Origin of the sequence: Pectobacterium sp. S5, from assembly GCF_051707265.1 — a bacterium.
GTDB classification, from domain to species: Bacteria; Pseudomonadota; Gammaproteobacteria; order Enterobacterales; family Enterobacteriaceae; genus Pectobacterium; species Pectobacterium polare.
Genome location: NZ_JAULSZ010000001.1, coordinates 1,757,505 through 1,776,634, shown reverse-complemented (window position 1 = coordinate 1,776,634; position 19,130 = coordinate 1,757,505). Strand labels below are relative to the sequence as shown.

Annotated in this window: 22 protein-coding genes; 9 read left to right on the top strand and 13 right to left on the bottom strand. The window is 51.3% G+C overall.

Going from position 1 to position 19,130, the window contains the following annotated elements; all coding sequences use genetic code 11:
* Window positions 1-432: 432 nt before the first annotated feature.
* From QWJ20_RS07965 to ubiA, 5 genes are all read left to right on the top strand, one after another.
* Window positions 433-903 carry an FxsA family protein gene (locus tag QWJ20_RS07965; protein ID WP_433992230.1) on the top strand — a complete coding sequence of 157 codons (471 nt, stop codon included), beginning with the start codon at window positions 433-435 and terminating at the stop codon, window positions 901-903.
* A gap of 253 nt (window positions 904-1,156) precedes the next feature.
* Entirely contained in the window at window positions 1,157-1,450 is a 294-nt protein-coding gene (locus QWJ20_RS07960) for a co-chaperone GroES (protein WP_005971295.1), read from the top strand.
* Window positions 1,451-1,495: 45 nt separating this feature from the next.
* A complete protein-coding gene (gene groL, locus QWJ20_RS07955) occupies window positions 1,496-3,142 on the top strand; it encodes a chaperonin GroEL (RefSeq protein WP_095701514.1) in 1,647 nt (548 codons plus the stop codon).
* A 265-nt stretch (window positions 3,143-3,407) separates the two neighbouring features.
* Window positions 3,408-3,917, top strand: coding sequence for a chorismate lyase (gene ubiC, locus QWJ20_RS07950; protein WP_174866615.1), 510 nt, complete (start codon window positions 3,408-3,410; stop codon window positions 3,915-3,917).
* A 34-nt stretch (window positions 3,918-3,951) separates the two neighbouring features.
* Window positions 3,952-4,815 carry a 4-hydroxybenzoate octaprenyltransferase gene (gene ubiA / locus QWJ20_RS07945; RefSeq protein WP_433992229.1) on the top strand — a complete coding sequence of 288 codons (864 nt, stop codon included), beginning with the start codon at window positions 3,952-3,954 and terminating at the stop codon, window positions 4,813-4,815.
* A 140-nt stretch (window positions 4,816-4,955) separates the two neighbouring features.
* Here ubiA and plsB read toward each other — a convergent pair whose 3' ends face one another.
* The gene (plsB, locus tag QWJ20_RS07940) at window positions 4,956-7,451 is read right to left on the bottom strand and encodes a glycerol-3-phosphate 1-O-acyltransferase PlsB (protein ID WP_433992228.1); all 2,496 of its coding nucleotides are present in this window, start codon (window positions 7,449-7,451) and stop codon (window positions 4,956-4,958) included.
* 127 nt (window positions 7,452-7,578) lie between these two features.
* On the opposite strand from plsB, the gene QWJ20_RS07935 reads away from it, so the two are divergent.
* The 3 genes from QWJ20_RS07935 to QWJ20_RS07925 all read left to right on the top strand — a co-directional run bounded on the left by QWJ20_RS07935 (window position 7,579) and on the right by QWJ20_RS07925 (window position 9,337).
* Window positions 7,579-7,944, top strand: coding sequence for a diacylglycerol kinase (locus QWJ20_RS07935; RefSeq protein WP_039282393.1), 366 nt, complete (start codon window positions 7,579-7,581; stop codon window positions 7,942-7,944).
* Window positions 7,945-8,054: 110 nt separating this feature from the next.
* Window positions 8,055-8,663, top strand: a complete 609-nt coding sequence (lexA, locus tag QWJ20_RS07930; protein ID WP_005971310.1) for a transcriptional repressor LexA — start codon at window positions 8,055-8,057, stop codon at window positions 8,661-8,663.
* Between the two features lie 464 nt (window positions 8,664-9,127).
* Window positions 9,128-9,337 carry a CsbD family protein gene (locus QWJ20_RS07925; RefSeq protein WP_039289892.1) on the top strand — a complete coding sequence of 70 codons (210 nt, stop codon included), beginning with the start codon at window positions 9,128-9,130 and terminating at the stop codon, window positions 9,335-9,337.
* Window positions 9,338-9,392: 55 nt separating this feature from the next.
* Here the strand turns inward: QWJ20_RS07925 and zur are convergent, their stop codons facing one another.
* On the bottom strand, window positions 9,393-9,902 hold the full coding sequence (gene zur / locus QWJ20_RS07920; protein WP_010298842.1) for a zinc uptake transcriptional repressor Zur: 510 nt from the start codon (window positions 9,900-9,902) through the stop codon (window positions 9,393-9,395).
* A gap of 122 nt (window positions 9,903-10,024) precedes the next feature.
* A complete protein-coding gene (locus QWJ20_RS07915) occupies window positions 10,025-10,723 on the bottom strand; it encodes a pirin family protein (protein ID WP_433992227.1) in 699 nt (232 codons plus the stop codon).
* 112 nt (window positions 10,724-10,835) lie between these two features.
* On the opposite strand from QWJ20_RS07915, the gene QWJ20_RS07910 reads away from it, so the two are divergent.
* Entirely contained in the window at window positions 10,836-11,732 is an 897-nt protein-coding gene (locus QWJ20_RS07910) for a LysR family transcriptional regulator (protein WP_039481961.1), read from the top strand.
* Between the two features lie 81 nt (window positions 11,733-11,813).
* On the opposite strand, the gene QWJ20_RS07905 is transcribed toward QWJ20_RS07910, so the two are convergent.
* From QWJ20_RS07905 to QWJ20_RS07860, 10 genes are all read right to left on the bottom strand, one after another.
* Window positions 11,814-12,809 carry a glutathione S-transferase family protein gene (locus QWJ20_RS07905; RefSeq protein WP_433992226.1) on the bottom strand — a complete coding sequence of 332 codons (996 nt, stop codon included), beginning with the start codon at window positions 12,807-12,809 and terminating at the stop codon, window positions 11,814-11,816.
* A gap of 108 nt (window positions 12,810-12,917) precedes the next feature.
* Window positions 12,918-13,313, bottom strand: a complete 396-nt coding sequence (locus QWJ20_RS07900; protein WP_010282928.1) for a DoxX family protein — start codon at window positions 13,311-13,313, stop codon at window positions 12,918-12,920.
* A gap of 276 nt (window positions 13,314-13,589) precedes the next feature.
* A complete protein-coding gene (locus tag QWJ20_RS07895; RefSeq protein WP_095701521.1) occupies window positions 13,590-13,880 on the bottom strand; it encodes a YqjK-like family protein in 291 nt (96 codons plus the stop codon).
* The gene (locus tag QWJ20_RS07890) at window positions 13,877-14,272 is read right to left on the bottom strand and encodes a phage holin family protein (RefSeq protein WP_039282379.1); all 396 of its coding nucleotides are present in this window, start codon (window positions 14,270-14,272) and stop codon (window positions 13,877-13,879) included. Before QWJ20_RS07890 ends, QWJ20_RS07895 begins: the two co-directional genes overlap by 4 nt.
* 13 nt (window positions 14,273-14,285) lie before the next feature.
* A complete protein-coding gene (locus QWJ20_RS07885; RefSeq protein ID WP_129702748.1) occupies window positions 14,286-14,591 on the bottom strand; it encodes a DUF883 family protein in 306 nt (101 codons plus the stop codon).
* A gap of 175 nt (window positions 14,592-14,766) precedes the next feature.
* Entirely contained in the window at window positions 14,767-15,171 is a 405-nt protein-coding gene (locus tag QWJ20_RS07880; RefSeq protein ID WP_262253189.1) for a DUF1090 domain-containing protein, read from the bottom strand.
* 5 nt (window positions 15,172-15,176) lie between these two features.
* The gene (gene mzrA / locus QWJ20_RS07875) at window positions 15,177-15,572 is read right to left on the bottom strand and encodes an EnvZ/OmpR regulon moderator MzrA (protein ID WP_095701523.1); all 396 of its coding nucleotides are present in this window, start codon (window positions 15,570-15,572) and stop codon (window positions 15,177-15,179) included.
* A gap of 2 nt (window positions 15,573-15,574) precedes the next feature.
* A complete protein-coding gene (locus QWJ20_RS07870; protein ID WP_095701524.1) occupies window positions 15,575-16,258 on the bottom strand; it encodes a DedA family protein in 684 nt (227 codons plus the stop codon).
* Between the two features lie 458 nt (window positions 16,259-16,716).
* Window positions 16,717-17,493, bottom strand: coding sequence for a transcriptional regulator ExuR (exuR, locus tag QWJ20_RS07865; RefSeq protein WP_039303063.1), 777 nt, complete (start codon window positions 17,491-17,493; stop codon window positions 16,717-16,719).
* Between the two features lie 209 nt (window positions 17,494-17,702).
* Window positions 17,703-19,004 (bottom strand): MFS transporter, encoded by a 1,302-nt coding sequence (locus QWJ20_RS07860; RefSeq protein ID WP_095701525.1) that lies wholly within the window; start codon window positions 19,002-19,004, stop codon window positions 17,703-17,705.
* Window positions 19,005-19,130 lie beyond the last annotated feature (126 nt).

The following is a 19,130-nucleotide window of genomic DNA, read 5'->3' as shown; positions in this document are numbered from 1 at the left end:
AAAAACAGCTATTTTCAGAAAAACAGAGCAGCCTTGGATAAACCGTCTTATCTCGGCAATAGTCTCGGGATGTTTGACCAACCAGGTATCCATTGCCGTGAGGATATGTCGTTACGACAGCGAAAAACAGGTGTTTAGATCACTATACTGGCGTTCTCTACCACGACGGTAAATGAACTGTGACTGTAGTCACGAGTCACTATTTTAGAACAATAATCGTAGGGCGGCGGCTTGAAAATGCGCAAAGCCGTACCCATTTTAGTAAATCATGATGTGCCGGATCGCAGAGCAGGCGCGCATTTTACCTAATCCATTGGTAGTAAAGTCGATGGGTAGTAAGGCGTACTGGATTTTCAATAGCGATGGCTTAACACGTTCTTATTCACAGACGTTTTATTAGAACAGTACGCGTAAAACACACAGGAGTACCGGGTGCGCTGGTTACCGTTATTACTTATTTTTCTTTTGGCTTACATCGAGATATCGCTGTTTATTAAGGTGGCTGAGGTGCTTGGCGTCGCCATGACCCTGCTGCTGGTTGTCTTCACGTCCTGCGTGGGCGTCTCACTGGTGCGTAATCAGGGGATGAAAACGCTGGTGCAGATGCAGCAGAAAATGGCGGCAGGTGAAAGCCCAGCAGCCGAGATGGTAAAAAGCGTGTCACTGGTGCTGGCGGGCTTCCTGCTCCTGATTCCGGGCTTCCTGACTGACTTTCTGGGGCTGCTGTTACTGCTGCCGCCAGTGCAGAAAAGGCTGACGCTCAAACTGATGCCTCACCTGCACGTCTGGCGTTCTGGTCCTGGTGCATCGTCTTCCGGCGGTAACACCTTTGAAGGTGAATACCAGCGCAAGGATGGCGGGCGCGGAAATATTGAACATCGTGACGATAGTGACAACCGTTAACGTCAAGACGAATTGAAAAGCAGATAAGGATTATCATATTGATAATCCTTATTTTTTATCAGATGTCAGCGATAGGCAGACGCCTAACGCAAAAAAAATGAATTTTTTCCCTTGAAGGGCGGTGAAACGCCCCCACTTAGAACACCACAAGGCCGATTATGAAAAGCATAATCGTTATGAAACATAGTTGTTATGAAGACATAGTCGGCGTTTATCCTAAACCGATATGGACTTTCTCAAAGGAGAGCTATCAATGAATATTCGTCCATTGCATGACCGCGTGATCGTCAAGCGCAAAGAAGTTGAGTCAAAATCTGCTGGCGGTATCGTACTGACTGGTTCCGCTGCTGGTAAATCTACCCGCGGTGAAGTTCTGGCCGTAGGTCACGGACGTATCCTGGAAAATGGCGAAGTGAAGCCGCTGGATGTGAAAGTTGGCGACATCGTTATTTTCAATGATGGCTATGGCGTGAAAGCAGAGAAGATTGATAACGAAGAAGTGTTGATCATGTCTGAAAGCGACATTCTGGCAATTGTTGAAGCGTAATTGCGCGTAATCATCTGAACTGAAAGAATTTGAGGGAAATAGACCATGGCAGCTAAAGACGTAAAATTCGGTAATGACGCGCGCGTAAAAATGCTGCGCGGCGTAAATGTACTGGCTGATGCAGTGAAGGTTACCCTGGGCCCGAAAGGCCGTAATGTCGTGTTGGATAAATCCTTCGGTGCACCGACCATTACTAAAGACGGCGTATCTGTTGCGCGTGAAATCGAGCTGGAAGACAAGTTCGAGAACATGGGCGCACAGATGGTGAAAGAAGTTGCCTCTAAAGCGAATGACGCAGCAGGCGACGGCACCACGACCGCAACCGTATTGGCGCAGGCTATCATCACTGAAGGCCTGAAAGCTGTTGCAGCGGGCATGAACCCGATGGATCTGAAGCGCGGTATCGATAAAGCCGTTATCGCTGCTGTTGAAGAGCTGAAAGCACTGTCTGTACCGTGCTCTGACTCTAAAGCTATCGCTCAGGTTGGTACCATCTCTGCTAACTCCGACGAAACCGTAGGCAAAATGATTGCCGAAGCAATGGACAAAGTCGGTAAAGAAGGTGTTATCACCGTTGAAGAAGGTACCGGTCTGCAAGATGAACTGGACGTGGTTGAAGGTATGCAGTTCGACCGTGGCTACCTGTCTCCGTACTTCATCAACAAGCCGGAAACCGGTGCTGTAGAACTGGAAAGCCCGTTCATCCTGCTGGCTGACAAAAAAATCTCCAACATCCGCGAAATGCTGCCAGTACTGGAAGCGGTAGCGAAAGCCGGCAAACCGCTGGTTATCGTTGCTGAAGATGTTGAAGGCGAAGCGCTGGCAACGCTGGTGGTTAACACCATGCGTGGCATCGTGAAAGTTGCTGCGGTGAAAGCACCGGGCTTCGGCGACCGTCGTAAAGCGATGCTGCAAGATATCGCGACGCTGACTGGCGGTACCGTTATCTCTGAAGAGATCGGTCTGGAGCTGGAAAAAGCGACGCTGGAAGATCTGGGTCAGGCGAAACGCGTTGTGATCAACAAAGACACCACTACTATCATCGATGGTACGGGTGAAGAAGCTGCGATTCAGGGCCGTGTTGCTCAGATCCGTCAGCAGGTTGAAGAAGCAACGTCTGATTACGACAAAGAAAAACTGCAAGAGCGTGTGGCTAAACTGGCTGGCGGCGTAGCCGTTATCAAAGTTGGCGCAGCAACTGAAGTTGAAATGAAAGAGAAGAAAGCACGCGTTGAAGATGCCCTGGCTGCGACTCGCGCTGCGGTAGAAGAAGGCGTGGTTGCTGGTGGTGGTGTTGCGCTGGTTCGCGTTGCAGCCAAACTGGCTTCTCTGACTGCTCAAAACGAAGACCAGAACGTGGGTATCAAAGTTGCGCTGCGCGCGATGGAAGCTCCACTGCGTCAGATCGTTTCCAACGCTGGCGAAGAGCCATCTGTGGTTGCGAACAACGTTAAAGCTGGTGACGGTAACTACGGTTACAACGCAGCAACTGAAGAATACGGCAACATGATCGACTTCGGTATTCTGGACCCAACCAAAGTCACACGTTCTGCTCTGCAGTTCGCGGCTTCTGTTGCTGGTCTGATGATTACTACCGAATGTATGGTTACCGACCTGCCGAAAGGCGATGCACCTGACTTAGGTGGCGCTGGTGGTATGGGCGGCATGGGTGGTATGGGCGGCATGATGTAATATGACGCCATTGTCGCCGGAAGCCATTTTCTGGTGACAGGGAGTCAGGTTACAGAAGCACGTCTTTCTGTCCTTTAAAGAGCACTATCTGGTCGCGAGACTGGGTGGTGCTTTTTTTATGCGCGGCATTGCTGAAATGTTGCCGTATCGTTGATGAATGCGTTTATAGCCTGTTATCGGGGGAAGCATTCTGCGCTACAATGGCGGCGTTACTTTATTTACGAATACCTTTTTATTCAAAACAACCCTGTTCGGAGTAGGGACAATGTCTGACGATGCGTCTACGCTTCTGCGCTCTATTTCCTGGTTTACTGAGCCCCCTTCGGTATTACCTGAGCACATTGGTGACTGGCTGATGGAAACCGGCTCCATGACGCGGCGACTTGAAAAATATTGTGCCCAACTGAAGACCATCCTGTGCAATGAGAAATTCATTACGCCACAGGCGCTGGGCGAAGAGCGCGAACAGCTGCCTTACAGTGAGCGTTACTGGCTGCGTGAAGTGGTGCTGTATGGTGACGATCGTCCCTGGCTTTTTGGCCGTACCATTGTTCCGCAACAAACGCTCGATGGCACGGATTCAGCTCTGACGAAAATAGGCAATCAGCCGCTAGGCCGCTACCTGTTTGGACAAAAGGCGCTGACGCGTGACTATATCCATACCGGATGCAGTGAAGGCTTATGGGCGCGGCGTTCCCGCCTGTGTGTCTCTGGCTATCCGTTACTGTTGACTGAGCTTTTCTTACCGGAATCACCGATTTATTTCAGCCGGTGATGAAGGTTGGCAGGTAATTTGAGGAGATAAATCCTTGGAAAGAAGTGTTACAGCAGGGAAATGGCTGGCTTATTGTCGCTTGATGCGAATTGATAAACCGATAGGTTCTCTGTTGCTGCTGTGGCCAACGCTATGGGCGCTGTGGCTAGCGGGTGGGGGAGCGCCTGCACCGTGGACGCTGTTTGTTTTTGTCGCTGGCGTTTTCTTGATGCGTGCAGCAGGCTGTGTCATCAATGATTATGCCGATCGCCATTTTGACGGCCATGTAAAACGTACTGCTTCTCGCCCATTGCCTAGCGGTGAAGTGAGCGAGCGAGCTGCCAAAGTGCTGTTTGTCGTGCTGGTCTTGCTGGCGTTTGGACTGGTGTTGACGCTGAATAAGATGACGATCTGGCTGTCCGTTGCGGGGCTGGTTCTGGCGTGGGTCTACCCGTTCATGAAACGGGTCAGCCATCTTCCTCAGTTTGTGCTGGGTGCGGCGTTTGGCTGGTCAATCCCGATGGCTTATGCGGCGGTGAGTGAAAGCCTGCCAGCAAGCTGCTGGATGATGTTTTTGGCGTACATTTGCTGGACGGTCGCCTACGATACGCAATATGCGATGGTGGATCGTGATGACGACTTGAAGATCGGCGTGAAATCTACCGCGATCCTATTTGGCCGTTTTGACAATATCATCATCGGGTTACTGCAGTTCAGTATGCTGGCGTTGCTGCTGGCTTTGGGAATCGCCACCGGATTAGGAACGCCATACTATATTTCGCTGCTGGTGGCTGCGGGGATGTTTGTTTATCAGCAAATCCTGACCGCTGAGCGCGAACGTGATGCCTGTTTCAAAGCCTTTCACAATAATAAATACGCGGGTATGGCGATATTTATTGGTGTGCTGTTTGGCATATAGATTGAACTGACGGAAACAAAAAAAGCAGCGATTTCTCGCTGCTTTTTTTATGGTGGAATGCTCAGACGAGTTTGTTATGCCAAACGCCTCCACGGCTTGATGGCGGGGGTGTTATCCGCCATTTTCCCGTTACTGTCCGGCTACGCCTGCTTTGTCTCTTCCACTTTTTCTACTGCCTGACTGGCGGTTTCTATCTGACTATTGGCTTCCATTTCAGCGGATGAGCTGGCGCTTTCGATAGTCAACCGAACTTCCGGGGTGATCAGATCGCCGAGGATATTGTAGATTTCCAGGATATCGCCTTGTGCCGCTTCCGCACTGTCGGTGATATACCCTTCTGTGCGTAAGGTTGCGACCAGCGTTGAGAACACCGCTTTATCAAAGAATTCCGGCGCGTTGATGCCGTGCAGGACGGACAGACGCTGTGCCATGTTCCGGCTTTCTTTCTCCAACGTTCCACGGTTTATCTCTGGGTTTGCACATAGCAAAGAGAGCGTAATCGCATAGCGTTGCAGCGTTTCACGCACGCCTGCTGACAGCAGTTGCAGCGTACGGATGCGTGGCGGATTGATAGCTAATTGACCATCACGGCTGCACAGTAGCTCTTGTCGAATCAGTTCATTAGCCAACGTTTCCAGCACACCCGGCAACTGCTCTTTGGAATAATGCAGGAACAGTTCAGCTTGCAGCAGCGGATAGATCAGCGCGATCTGTCGCACGACTTCGGCAAGCGTAATCCGGCGATGGTGGATTACGATGCTGGCGATCAGCGACGGCAAGACCAACAGATGCTGGATGTTATTGCGGTAGTACGTCATCAGTACCGCCTGCTCGCGCGGCAGAATGATGATATCGCCAATGCTATCCTTCTCGACTTCAAACTTGTTCATGCCCAGCGCGTGTTCCAGCAGTTCATCTGCTGTCTTCTTCGGTGCCGTAATATCTTTATGATAAGGAACCTGGCGCAGCAACTGGAGGTAGCAATCCAGCTGTTCGTGCATTTGTTCACGCGTCAGCGAGCGCTGGCGCGAGGCTAACAAGGCCGTAGAGCACAGGTTCATCGCGTTTGCTGCCGCAGAATTGTTGATGCGCACCATGATATCCATAGAAATATCCTGCACCGTCGGCGTGAGCCAGCTTGGACGCTGTGCCTCGATAGGATCGATCGCATCACGCCATTGCGGTACATGCTGGTTCAGGTAGGTTGTCAGCGGGAGTGGTTCGCCGAAGTTCACATAACCCTGACCCAAATTACGCAGTTTGCGCAAACCGCGCACCATCTGCATAAAGCCTTCTTTTTCCTTCACCGCACCGCGCAGCTCTTTCGCATAGGTGCCGACTTCCATCACATGTTCGTAGCCGACATAAATCGGCACCAGCGTGATGGGGCGCGTACCGCCTCTCAGCATGGCCTGAATGGTCATCGCCAGCGTACCGGTTTTCGGTTCTAACAGACGGCCTGTGCGTGAACGTCCGCCTTCCATGAAGTATTCAACCGAATAACCGCGGGCAAACAGTTCACCCAGATATTCACGGAAAATCGTGGAATACAGCTTGTTGCCTTTGAAGGTACGGCGAATAAAGAACGCGCCAAGACGGCGGAAGATCGGTCCTGCTGGCCAGAAATTAAGGTTGATGCCAGCGGCGATGTGCGGCGGCACTAAGCCCTGATGGTACAGGACGTAGGACAGCAGCAGATAATCCATGTGGCTGCGGTGGCAGGGCACATAGACAATGCCGTGGCCATCCTGCGCCAGTTGGCGAACGCGTTCGGCGTTGTGGACGTTAATCCCCTGATAAAGGCGGTTCCACGTCCAGCTTAATACGCGATCCGACAGACGCACGGCTTCGTAGGAGAAGTCAGCGGCGATTTCTTCCATCAGCGCAATGGCATTCTGCTGCGCTTTCTCAGTAGAAATCTTCTTACTGCGCGCTTCATCGTCGACGGCTTTCTTGATCGCTTTGGAATCCAGCAGCTTGTTAAATAGCTCCTGACGCACCGGCAAGCGCGGCCCAACTGCCGCCAAACGCTGGCGAGAGAAGTGCATACGTGCGACACGCGCCAGTTTGTGGGCTATGGTTTTGTCAGTGCCGTGCTCGGTCGCCATATAGCGTAGCGATACCGGGCTGGAGAAGCGGACAAAGCTGTCGCGGCCTAGCCACAGGACGGCAAAGAATTTCTCGATGCCGTTGAGCAAGCGCAGGTGTGGTGCGGCCTGCGAATGGCCTTCCCGACCTGGAGAACGCCCAAACATCACGGAAACCGGCACCATCTGTACGTCTAAATCTGGATTGGCACGATGCAAATCCAGATAGTCGTGGAACAGCTTGACGGATTTCTGCTTGGGAACGTAATAGCGGAAGACGCGCGGCCCGTCATTAATAAAGACGTGGCTAGGGAGTTCGACGCCATTGAATTCGAACGACTGCGAGGGATCGGGTAGCCCCAATGCCAGGCATTTCGCACGTAGCGTCAAGAGATCCGCCTGAGAGTTATAAGGCAGAACATAGAGTATAGGACGTGAGGGATCTAACCCCAGCTCGACCACCGGATCTGCGGGAATAACTTTGCTCTTCACCAGCAGTTTCAGTGGGAGATTCAATAATTTATAGTAAATTTTACGCCAACCTGACATAACAACATGGAGCCTCTTGTTAGCAATGCGCCGCAAGGATACCAGAAACTGCGCCGGAGATCTGTGGTGATGAGACAACGTAAGCGCGTTAAAATGCGAACTATTTTGCGTAAATAATGGAGGATAAATGAATAAAGCAACGGGGATGACCCGGATTATTAAGGCGACCGGTTATTCCTTTAAGGGACTGAAGCAGGCGTGGCAGCATGAAGCAGCGTTTCGTCAGGAAACGATACTGACCCTTGTCGGCGTGATTATCGCGTGTTTACTGCCGGTTACGCTGGTCGAAAAACTGCTGCTGATTGGGTCTGTGGTACTGATTATGCTGTTTGAGCTGGCTAATAGCGCCATTGAAGCGGTAGTCGATCGCATTGGACTTGAGCACCACGAATTATCCGGTCGAGCGAAAGATATCGGGTCGGCCGCTGTCTTTGTTGCCATCCTGTTAGCCGCTGTCGTCTGGGGCAGCATCCTCTGGCAACATTTTGCCTGACGGCACGCATAAATGAGTAAAAGTCAGGGGCTTTGCCGATATCGTCATTCCCAATTGTGGCTTACCTGTATATACTCACAGCAAGACTGTATAAACAACCAGGGGGCGGAATGAAAGTATTAACAGCAAGGCAGCAGCAGGTTTATGACCTGATCCGCGATCATATTGCGCAAACCGGAATGCCGCCAACGCGTGCGGAAATTGCTCAACAACTGGGGTTTCGCTCTCCTAATGCGGCTGAAGAACATCTGAAAGCGCTGGCGCGTAAAGGCGTGATTGAAATTGTATCGGGCGCTTCTCGTGGTATTCGTCTGCTGATGGAAGAAGAGACGGGTATTCCTCTGGTTGGTCGCGTGGCCGCTGGTGAACCTCTGCTGGCACAGGAACACATCGAGTGCCGCTATCAGGTTGACCCTGCAATGTTCAAACCTAGCGCTGATTTCTTGCTGCGGGTGAGCGGCATGTCGATGAAAAATATCGGTATTATGGATGGCGATTTACTGGCCGTGCATAAAACAGAAGATGTGCGCAACGGTCAGATTGTCGTCGCGCGTATTGATGATGAAGTGACGGTGAAACGCTTGAAAAAGCAGGGCAATACAGTACACCTCCTCGCTGAAAATGAAGAGTTTGCCCCGATTGTTGTCGATCTTCGTCAGCAAAGCTTTTCGATAGAAGGCTTAGCGGTTGGCGTGATTCGTAACAGCGACTGGAGCTAACCATTCGCAGAGATGCACTGCTCGTCTGTCTGGGTCAGTGCATCATGTTCGTCTGTTAATCTGCTAACCATATATATTTAGTTACATTTCGCGCGTGTTTCTACGATCCCCATTACCCTTCTGTTTTTTCACTGCTTTTTGCGGTGATTTTCCCTTTCTTAATGTTTAATCCAGTCACAGATTCCTGATTTTTAATATTAAGTGAAATATTCGACTATAATTTTTATCAAGGTAAGCATTTTTATCTTGGTTGATCGCTTGTCGATTGATCATTAGCCATCACATTGAGATAGCCCGGTAATCAAGGGAGACAGTGGCGAAGAGTACCGTCATCTTTCACATCGTCGTCATAGTTCACAGAGTTATGATGCTGCTTACTGAATAAATCTATTTATCTGAAACTGACGCATAAGTCGGTAGTCACGATTTTTTATGCGCAATTCACCTAAGGTACGGAGATTCTTATGAATAAAGACCAAGCCAGCGGTAACTGGAAACAGTTTAAAGGTAAAGCGAAAGAGCAATGGGGCAAATTAACGGATGACGATCTGACGGTCATCGAAGGTAAACGTGACCAACTGGTGGGGAGAATCCAGGAACGTTACGGGTACGAAAAAGAAGCGGCAGAGAAAGAAGTGAAACACTGGGAAGATCACCACAAATATCACTGGTAGCTATCATTGGTAACAACAGTGATGTCTCTCCACAGAAAAAACGATAGCCCTTGGGCTATCGTTTTTTAATCGGAACGGTATGGTCGTGATCGCAATGATCCGGCTGTTTGCATGATGCAACTTCCTGACAGCCTCCACACAAGCCGTGTGCTTCCACCACGCTGTGACGCAGCGTAAACCCTGACTGCTGTGCCAGACTACGCAGCGTTTCTTCCACACCTTCGGTTTGACGTTCGGTGACTTGCCCGCAGCGGTCGCAGATGAAAAGGGCGGACGTGTGGCTGTGGTCTTCGATATGGTGGCACAGCACGTAGCTGTTGTTTGATTCGACGCGATGAATGAAGCCTTGTTCCAACAGAAAATCCAGCGCGCGATAGACGGTCGGCGGTTTTGCCTGAGGTTCGGAAACACGCAGCAGGTCCAGCAGGTCATAAGCGCTGATAGCACCGGACTGCTGTGCCATAAGGCGTAAAACCTCTAACCGCTGTGGCGTGAGACGCACAGCGCGCTGCTGACAAATCTGTTCAGCCTGGGCAAGAAGTTTGTCCTGTTTGGTTGAATCCATTGTCATATCACCCTGACGCGTTGAGGAACAAGACGGATATCTTACCACGACTGAATAAAAACGCCGAACTGGCGGCGTTTTCCTACAAAAACAACTCCCTACAAAAAGAACGGACAGACGCGCTACACGACCAGATCGATGAGCAGCGCCCGCAAAGGCGACTCTGCTTGTAGCGTCAACGACGTCTCTTCCTTAATGAAGGCTCCGTCGCCGCAGTGTAGTGTTTCACTGTTCTGATTACCCTTTACCGCCATTGAACCGTGGATCAATTGGAGGTACGCCTGATTTCCCTGTAGCGCGATGGTGCTTTGCTCATTCTGCTGGAGATCGACATGATGCACCCAAACCTGCTGGCGCAGTTGCAAGCTATTGTGTTCACCTTCCGGTGAGGCAAGCAGCGTATGGTTTGCTGAACTCAGCCCCATGCGCTGCAACGGGCTGTTCTCTCGCGTTTGGCAGGCATTCAGCCATAATTGCAGCCGCGTCAGCGGCTTGTTGGCGTTGGTATTATGTTCGCTATAGCTGACGTTTGGCTGCGTGGAGAGCAGCAGCACATCTCCGGCTTTGGCCTGAATGTGGCCGCCGTTGCTGTCGCGATATTCCGCTTCGCCCTGAAGAATAATGTTCAGAATATCAACCCGTGGGTAGGTTCGCGGCTGGAATGATGCCCCCGGTGCCAATACTTCCTGATTGAGCACGCGCAGAGATGCGTAGCCCAGCAGCTGTGGGTCAAAATAGTGACCAAAAGAAAAGGTATAGCGCGCCTGCAACCAGCCATAGTCGGCCTGGCCGCATTGCCCTGCTGCTCTTCGTGTGATCATAATTTTTATCCCCCAGAGAATTATTTATTGAACTGATAGTAATTGTGTGGACGTTGGATTGTTAGCTAGTTAATCTGGTGGGTATATTCAAAATTCCTGAATGAGTACGAAGATGGCGAGAGAACGAGCACTGACGCTGGAAGCCTTGAGGGTGATGGATGCGATCGATCGTCGTGGCAGCTTTGCCGCTGCGGCAGACGAGCTGGGTAGGGTGCCTTCGGCGCTGAGCTATACCATGCAGAAATTGGAAGAAGAGTTAGATGTGGTGCTGTTCGATCGTTCCGGGCATCGTACTAAATTCACGAATGTTGGGCGGATGCTGCTGGAACGCGGACGCATTCTGTTGGAGGCCGCGGATAAGCTCACGACGGACGCAGAAGCACTGGCACGCGGTTGGGAAACGCACCTGACGATTGTGACGGAAGCGCTAATTCCGACTCAGCGAATTTTCCCCTTGATCGATAAACTGGCGCTCAAAGCCAATACGCAGGTATCGATTCTGACGGAAGTGCTGGCCGGGGCGTGGGAGCGTCTTGAGCAAGGGCGCGCCGATATTGTGATTGCGCCAGACATGCATTTTCGCGCGTCTTCCGAAATGAATACCCGTAAGCTGTACACGATGAATAACGTTTATGTCGCCAGCCCGGAACATCCGATTCATCAGGAACCTGAACCGCTGTCGGATGCAATACGGGTGAAATACCGTGGGATTGCGATGGCAGACACCGCGCGCGAACGCCCGGTACTGACCGTGCAGCTGTTGGATAAACAGCAACGTCTGACGGTGAGTTCGCTGGATGATAAACGGCGTGCGCTGCTGGCGGGATTAGGCGTCGCGACCATGCCTTATCCGATGGTTGCGCAAGATATTGCCGAAGGGCGTTTGCTGGTGATTGGGCCGGAGCATCAGATGGAAAGCCAGATTATTATGGCGTGGCGGCGAGACAGCATGGGCGAGGCGAAATCCTGGTTCCTGCGTGAGATTCCGAAACTATTGAACCAGCCTTAAATCCCGCGCTTTTTGCGGCAAGGTGTGGTTCCACACCTTGCCTCTGCACTTCACTACTAGCTCGTGTGAATCGACAAAACTCTAGTATAAATCGACAAATGTCTTATCACGCTGATGAGGCTGATTCAGATCTTGCTCTGGACCCAGCGAAATCACGCCATGCGGATTAATCGTGCCGTGGCTACGATAGTAGTGGTGACGAATATGCGCCATGTCGACGGTATCGGCGATGCCGGGCATCTGATAAATATCACGCAGAAAACCGAACAGATTTGGGTAATCGCTCAGGCGATATTTATCGCATTTAAAATGCGTGTGATAGACCGGATCGAAACGGATCAACGTCGTCCACAGCCGCAGATCGGCTTCGGTTAACTGCTCACCTGTCAGATAGCGTTGTTTTGCCAGAATGCTTTCCAGATCGGAGAGCGCGGCAAAAACGGTTGTGGCGGATTCATCATAGGCTGACTGGCTTGTCGCAAAACCAGCTTTGTACACACCGTTGTTGACCTTGTCGTAAATCCAGCCGTTCAATTCGTCAATCTGCGCGCGTAGCACTTCTGGGTAATAATCTCCCGCCGTTGCTCCCACGCCATCAAAAGCGCTGTTCAGCATGCGGATGATATCGGCGGATTCGTTACTGACGATGGTGTGCTGCTCGGTATCCCACAGGACAGGCACGGTCACCCGACCGCTGTAGTCTGGCATAGCGTGCAGGTAGAGCTGGTAGAGGAATTCGTGCTGATAGAGTGAGTCACCCGTTGCGGCTTCAAAATCGGTATCGAACGTCCAGCCGTGATCGAGCATGAGCGGATGAACCACCGAAACGGCGATGTGATCGGTTAACCCTTTCAACTGTCGCATGAGCAGCGTGCGGTGTGCCCACGGGCAGGCGAGTGAAACGTAGAGATGATAACGGCCGGACTGGGCAGGAAAGCCACCTTTGCCGGTGAGGCCGGGTGCGCCATCGGGCGTTACCCAGTTGCGGAATGCGGATTCTGAACGCTTAAAATGGCCGCCGGTAGATTTGGTTTCATACCAGGTATCGTGCCATACGCCGTCAACCAGTTGTCCCATAAATCCTCCCGTTAGTGAGTGATGATAAAACAACGGCAAGCCTTATCTGCTTGCCGTCTCATTCGTTATTCGACTATTAAGTGTAGTACAGGCCGGAAGAGGCTCGTCTTACCACTTTTTGCCCAGCAGGCGGTCGATACTGAATGCGCCTGGGCCAGTGACAGCCAGCAGGAGGTAGCCGCCAGCGATGGTCAGGTTTTTCATGAACATCAGTTGGTTCATGCCTTCCGCAAAGTTAGAGTGGAAAATCAGTGCAGTCAGCAGCGTAAAGCCCGCAGTGAACAGCGCGACGGTACGCGTCAGCAGACCGAACAGAACCGCCAGACCACCACCCAGTTCCAGCAGAATGGTCAGCGGCAGCAGGAAGGACGGAACGCCCATCGCCTGCATGTATTGTTGTGTGCCTGCATAGGCATCACCCAGCTTACCGTAACCTGCAACGATAAACAGAATTGGCATTAAGATACGTGCAACCAGCAGTGCAGTACTTTCTAAATTTTTCATCATCTCTCCAATTAATTTTGTTGTGGGCTATATTGCCCTGTTTTGTTTGTTGTAGCAGGTGTGGTCTGAAAGCCTGGCCCGCCATCAGGTTATGGGCAGATAGTATAGAGAGATGATTTGCTCTGCCAGCGAGTATAATTGTTGCTGTATTTCAGAAAAATTGATGTTCAGTGAACTGTGCAAGAACGCGCTGTAATAACATGAGCGCGTTAGGTAAAAGTCAGATGAAAAGTAGTAGCGTATAGATAAGACAGATAGCCGAAGCGATAGTAAGGATTACGGACGTGGCTCAAACGTTTTGCGGACGAGTCTGACTGTGCCCCATAGCCCGACAAGACGGCGTCCCCAGCGAATCATGCGGCTAGGATGGCGCACGCCATAGAGTGCCACGAGGCTGGAGCCCACGATCCAGTATTTACGCCACTGCATCAGGCTTTGCCAGCCGCGATCGTAACGGACGGTGGTATCTAACCAGTGCTTCTTACCTGCCGATAAATCCAGCCGCTGCTGCTGTATCTGGCGCAGTAACTGGGCTTTTTCTCTGTCTCGCTGCTGACGCTGGTTCACTTGGGATCGTCCTCCAGCAGCGATCTGTCGGTCGCTAGCTCCTTACGCGTCGCTTTGAGCAAGGTGGAACGACGTACCTTCACGAGTGTCCATATGCCGCCTATCAGCGCGAGTCCGAGCAATGTGGCGGTAATACACCCCAGCGCAAAGAGGCGATATTGCGGATCGATGCCCCAGATGATCAGCGCAATCAGGCTCATAATGCCAAAAGCGGCAAAAAGCAGCGTCAGGCCGACCATAATCAGCAATTGAATCAGATTGGCTTTCTCTTCCTCTAATTCAATAACGGCCAGTCGAACGCGGCTTTCCACCATACTGACAATAATAGAGATGATGCGCTGAGCAGAAGCCATGACCCCGCTTGCGGGGCCTTGTTGTGATTTATCCGTCATAGCAATCCGCTAATTAGCGACGAGACAGCAGGACGCCAAGCACGACACCGACTGCTGCGCCAATGCCGACACCGGTCCACGGATTCTGGCGTACATAATCGTCTGCCGATTCAACCGCTTCTTTGGTTTGGGAAGCGATGCGCTCACCCGTATCGCTCAGGCGATTGCGGGTTTCTTTCAGCGCGCTTTCTGCCTTATTGCGCAGCTTGTCGAGTTCCGCCTTAGATTTATCGCTGGAGGTGCTTAATACTTCTTCCAGCGTGTCCGCCAGTGATTTCAATTCGGCGCGTAGGTACTCAGAATTTTGATCTTTAGCCATATTAATAACCCTTCATGTTATAAACCTGAACGTTAACTATAGCTGAAGCTGAGATTTATGCCGCCCCAAACGGGTACGGACAATTCTGATAACTCGCTGTAAATTTTAGCGATTTGGTTTTTGAATACAAAATGAACAGTTGACGTGTGTTTTGTAGGGACAATGTAGTGATGGGTTATTGCGACGTGCCACGTTCTGCGGCGCGCAATTCCTGCTCGGCTTCAGCCAGCTTTCTTTCGCGCTTGAGGATCTTCTCGGCGTCATCCCCTTTCTGGCGGCTTTCATTCAGTTCCTGCTGCCGTTCAGCGACGTCTTTGCGTTTTTCCGCAATCGCTTCCTGACGCTTCTCTGCTAATCCGGCATCTGTGCAGTGGGTTTTCACGCCGTCCAATGCCTTCTCTAACCCGCTGATGCGATTCTGATTGCCATGCTTACGCGCTTCATCAATTTGGCGCTGAATATCTTGCGCTTTCTGCTGACAGGTCTCTACCTGATTGGCAGTATTCGCCAGTGCATGACCGGAAAGCAGGACAGATAATGCAATAATGGATGGAGATAGTTTCGATGGAGATAATTTCATAGTCGTCACCCCAGTTTGGATTGTTTCTGTGTCAGTTTCTGCTGCCAGAACGGTGTCGGGGTTGTCACTTGCTGCGCGGTAATCGTGACTTTGGGTAGAGACAAACGCAGGACATCTCTGGCAGCGATACTCTGTTCCGGCGAGGCAAGACGGACGATCAGGCTATCTTGCTCTGGCGTAATGCTTTTGATCGCAATCCCTTTTTCGTTGAGACGCTGATACACGTAAAAGCCATCGGGCAACGCGGCACCGTCATAAGGCTTGATGTGTAGCATAGCATCGTCCTGGGAACGGCGTAGTGACTGGGACTGCGTCAATGCAATCATCGGTAGAGCAAGCAATAGCAGTATGCGACCTGCTTTTCTGGAGAAGAGCCTAGAGAATAACCCGCGAATTGACACGGTTAGCTCCCCTTTTCTGCATTATTTGTTTTATCGTCACGTTTTTTACGCCACAAGACAAAAAGCGATCCAAACAGGCCGATAAACAGCAGGGCCAGCGGCAGTATCATCAGGCAGAGCATCAGCTCGTCTTCATATTTCAGGAAGACGGTTGTTTTCCCTAAGGCATAGCCCAGCGTAACCAGAATAAATACCCACAGGAACCCGCTCATCCAGTTAAAGAACTGAAAGCGTGCGTTATTCAGGCCAGACAAGCCTGCGATGGTTGGGAGTAACGTTCTGACAAAAGCCAGAAAACGGCCCACTAAAAGCGCGGACAGACCATGACGATGGAAGAGCTGGTGGGCGCGTTGGTGATAGTGCGCGGGCAAATGTGATAGCCAGCCCTGAACCACTCCCGTATTGCCAAGCCATTTCCCCTGAATATAGCTGGCCCAACAGCCGAGGCTGGCCGCCGTCGTCAGGAGAAATATCGTAAAAGGGTAATTCATTGTGCCCTTGGCGACGAGGACGCCGACCAAAATGAGCAGGCTATCGCCGGGCAGGAAAGCCGCTGGGAGCAGGCCATTTTCCAGAAAGATAATCAGAAACAGTAATATGTAGATGGTCCATACCAACTTTGGGTCGGCTAAAATATCGAAATCCTGATGCCAGAGTGCGTTTAACAGTTCTTTGATTAATTCCATCCGGTATTCCTAATACTGCTGTTGCATTTTAGCCTTGGCGACAATCACGCACGCTTCTGGACATGATAAGAGTGAATACAGTGTTATCAGGGCACAGGATTATGATTTTTTGATGATCTCTGTTTTTTCTGCCTGATAGTGGAGCTGGCGTCTGACTTGATGCTCGCTTTTCGCTGCGAGCCCGATAAACAGGCAGCTTGGGGATTGTTTGGTCTTGGCAGACTTTGCATCCAAACCGGCGGATTAAGCGTAAGAAAGACGCGTTAACTGTAACAAAATAGGTGTTCCTGAGACAGAAAAATATTACGACAACTGGGGCGGTTTAGGGGGATTTTTCGAAGAAGAGTGGGGATTTCTGCGATATTTTACACTCGCTGACAGAAATCAACGTTTTCTGACTTTTTCCCCCTGGTTCAAAATTTTTCCCCTTCGCGTAAAACGAAGGGGAGGATGCACATTTAGGACTTGCCCGTGTGTATCTGGTCGAGGTGGACGACCGGATTCTCGGCGAACATATAACGGTCGACGTTAAACTCGAAATCATCCGTTGTGGCGCGAAATAGCATCTGTTTGGTGTTTTCCAGATGTTGCCACATTGCCAGTTTGGCTGCATAAGGATCTTTGCGAATCAGTGCCTTAAGGATGCGGTCGTGTTCCTCGCACCAGCTTTCAATCGACTTGTCGTCAATGTGCTCATGCAGTTTGCGCCAGTAAGGATTATGAATCCGTTGGCTCCACATTTTCTCGACGATGGTCGCCATAGCGGAGTTCTGTGTTGCCAGCGCGACCTGAACGTGGAATTTGAGATCCCACTGAGAATCACGGAAGCGATCTTCTTGTCGCGCGTATTCCTGAATCTCCATCAGTTGGATGATGTCCTGACGAGTCACCTGCGTGGCCGCAAATTCGGCAATGTTGCTTTCAATGAGTTGGCGAGCCTGAAGCAGTTCAAATGGGCCCGCCGCGACAAATTCAATATCGCCGCTATTAATGAACGGATTCTTCTGCTGGTTGGAAATAACGTGAATGCCTGAACCCTTGCGTACTTCAACGTACCCTTCGACTTCCAGCATAATGATGGCTTCGCGCACCACAGTGCGGCTGACGTTCATTTCTTCAGAAATATAGCGCTCTGCCGGTAATTTTTCGCCGACCTGATACATACCGCTTTCAATGCGCTGTTTTAATTCTGCGGCTAACTGCTGGTATAGCCGTCGGGGTTCAGTGAGTGCCATGATGATGTCTACTCTCGATAGATGACGGTCCATGTGCCACGTCAGGGCCTGAGTGTCTATCTCGTTAATCTTTCAGGGATGATTTGTTATACCACTTAATCATAGCAGCAACCAATGTTGTGGTCACAGTTATCGCGGTGTGTTATCGGAGGGAGGTGGCTCACCCAGTCGCAGATCATACCGGATGAGCCAGGATAATGCAGGGATTATCAGTGTTGGTTGGCTTCTTTCAACGTTTCAGCTGCGGCGGCGACTTCTGATGCCGGTTGGTTTTTCAACACCGTCCAGATGACGATGGCACCCAACAGGTCAAAGACGGCCAGTGCCGCGAACAGCGGGCTGAAGCCCATCGTGTCGGCCAGTGCGCCCACAACCAGAGCAAACATGGTGCTTGCCATCCAGGCTGCCATGCCGGTCAAACCGTTCGCGGTAGCCACTTCATTACGGCCAAATACGTCAGATGACAGCGTAATCAGCGCGCCGGACAGCGACTGGTGCGCAAAACCACCGACGCACAGCAGGGCGATAGCGACATAAGGACTGGAGAACAGCCCGATCATGCCCGGTGCAATCATCAGTACCGCGCCCATCGTGACGACCATTTTGCGAGAAACGATCAGGTTCACTTTGAAGTGTTTTTGGAACAGCATTGGCAAGTAACCGCCCAGAATGCAGCCGATATCGGCGAACAGCATCGGCATCCAGGCGAACATGGCGATTTCTTTCAGGTTAAAGCCGTAGGCTTTGAACATGAACAGCGGGATCCACGCGTTGAACGTTCCCCAGGCGGGTTCAGCCAGAAAACGCGGCAGTGCGATACCCCAGAATTGGCGGTTACGCAGGATCTGCAAGGCGGACATTTTTTTCGCGTTATTGGTTTGGTGCTGTGCTTCCTGCCCGCTAAGAATGTAGTCGCGCTCTTCGTCGCTGAGTTTTTTCTGATCTTTCGGGTGCTTATAGAAAACGAGCCAGCAGAGAGCCCAGATCAGGCTCAGCACACCGGTAATGATAAAGGCCATTTCCCAGCTGTGCGCCACAATCGCCCACACGACTAGCGGTGGCGCGATCATGGCGCCGATGGATGACCCCACGTTGAAGTAACCCACCGCAACAGAGCGCTCTTTTGCCGGAAACCATTCGCTACTGGCTTTCAGGCCAGCAGGGATCATGGCCGCTTCTGCCATACCGACAGCGCCACGGGCGATCGCTAAACCACCCCAGCTGTTTGCCAGCGCGGTGCCCATACAGCAGATGGCCCACAGAATGGCGAACATGGCATAGCCGATTTTTGTGCCAAGCAAATCCAGTACATAGCCAGCGATGGGCTGCATAATGGTATAACAAGCTGAGTAGGCAGCAACGATGTAAGAATACTGCTGTGTCGTGATGTGCAACTGATCTTGTAGCGTCGGTGCGGCGACAGACATTGCATTACGCGTCAGATATCCCAGCACGGTGCCAATGGTCACCAGGCCGATCATATACCAGCGTAATCCTTTGATTTTACGCATTTACTTTCTCTCCGAGTCAATAAAAAACACCGTAATGGCTCTTGAGTGGCCTCAGGGTGTGATGTGTCTTGTGATGTCGTGCGACACGTTTTGTTGTTGTGCTGAACAGGAAACCCCTTCTCTTTG

Excerpts from the sequence above, each read along its gene's own strand:
- QWJ20_RS07905 (WP_433992226.1), bottom strand. The coding sequence starts at position 12,809 with ATGGGACAACTGGTTGACGGCGTATGGCACGATACCTGGTATGAAACC.
- zur (WP_010298842.1), bottom strand. The coding sequence starts at position 9,902 with ATGGATTCAACCAAACAGGACAAACTTCTTGCCCAGGCTGAACAGATT.
- QWJ20_RS07870 (WP_095701524.1), bottom strand. The coding sequence starts at position 16,258 with ATGGAATTAATCAAAGAACTGTTAAACGCACTCTGGCATCAGGATTTC.
- QWJ20_RS07900 (WP_010282928.1), bottom strand. The coding sequence starts at position 13,313 with ATGAAAAATTTAGAAAGTACTGCACTGCTGGTTGCACGTATCTTAATG.
- plsB (WP_433992228.1), bottom strand. The coding sequence starts at position 7,451 with ATGTCAGGTTGGCGTAAAATTTACTATAAATTATTGAATCTCCCACTG.
- QWJ20_RS07925 (WP_039289892.1), top strand. The coding sequence starts at position 9,128 with ATGAATAAAGACCAAGCCAGCGGTAACTGGAAACAGTTTAAAGGTAAA.
- QWJ20_RS07960 (WP_005971295.1), top strand. The coding sequence starts at position 1,157 with ATGAATATTCGTCCATTGCATGACCGCGTGATCGTCAAGCGCAAAGAA.
- groL (WP_095701514.1), top strand. The coding sequence starts at position 1,496 with ATGGCAGCTAAAGACGTAAAATTCGGTAATGACGCGCGCGTAAAAATG.
- QWJ20_RS07860 (WP_095701525.1), bottom strand. The coding sequence starts at position 19,004 with ATGCGTAAAATCAAAGGATTACGCTGGTATATGATCGGCCTGGTGACC.
- QWJ20_RS07910 (WP_039481961.1), top strand. The coding sequence starts at position 10,836 with ATGGCGAGAGAACGAGCACTGACGCTGGAAGCCTTGAGGGTGATGGAT.
- exuR (WP_039303063.1), bottom strand. The coding sequence starts at position 17,493 with ATGGCACTCACTGAACCCCGACGGCTATACCAGCAGTTAGCCGCAGAA.
- QWJ20_RS07885 (WP_129702748.1), bottom strand. The coding sequence starts at position 14,591 with ATGGCTAAAGATCAAAATTCTGAGTACCTACGCGCCGAATTGAAATCA.
- QWJ20_RS07915 (WP_433992227.1), bottom strand. The coding sequence starts at position 10,723 with ATGATCACACGAAGAGCAGCAGGGCAATGCGGCCAGGCCGACTATGGC.
- lexA (WP_005971310.1), top strand. The coding sequence starts at position 8,055 with ATGAAAGTATTAACAGCAAGGCAGCAGCAGGTTTATGACCTGATCCGC.
- QWJ20_RS07890 (WP_039282379.1), bottom strand. The coding sequence starts at position 14,272 with ATGACGGATAAATCACAACAAGGCCCCGCAAGCGGGGTCATGGCTTCT.
- QWJ20_RS07880 (WP_262253189.1), bottom strand. The coding sequence starts at position 15,171 with ATGAAATTATCTCCATCGAAACTATCTCCATCCATTATTGCATTATCT.
- ubiC (WP_174866615.1), top strand. The coding sequence starts at position 3,408 with ATGTCTGACGATGCGTCTACGCTTCTGCGCTCTATTTCCTGGTTTACT.
- QWJ20_RS07935 (WP_039282393.1), top strand. The coding sequence starts at position 7,579 with ATGAATAAAGCAACGGGGATGACCCGGATTATTAAGGCGACCGGTTAT.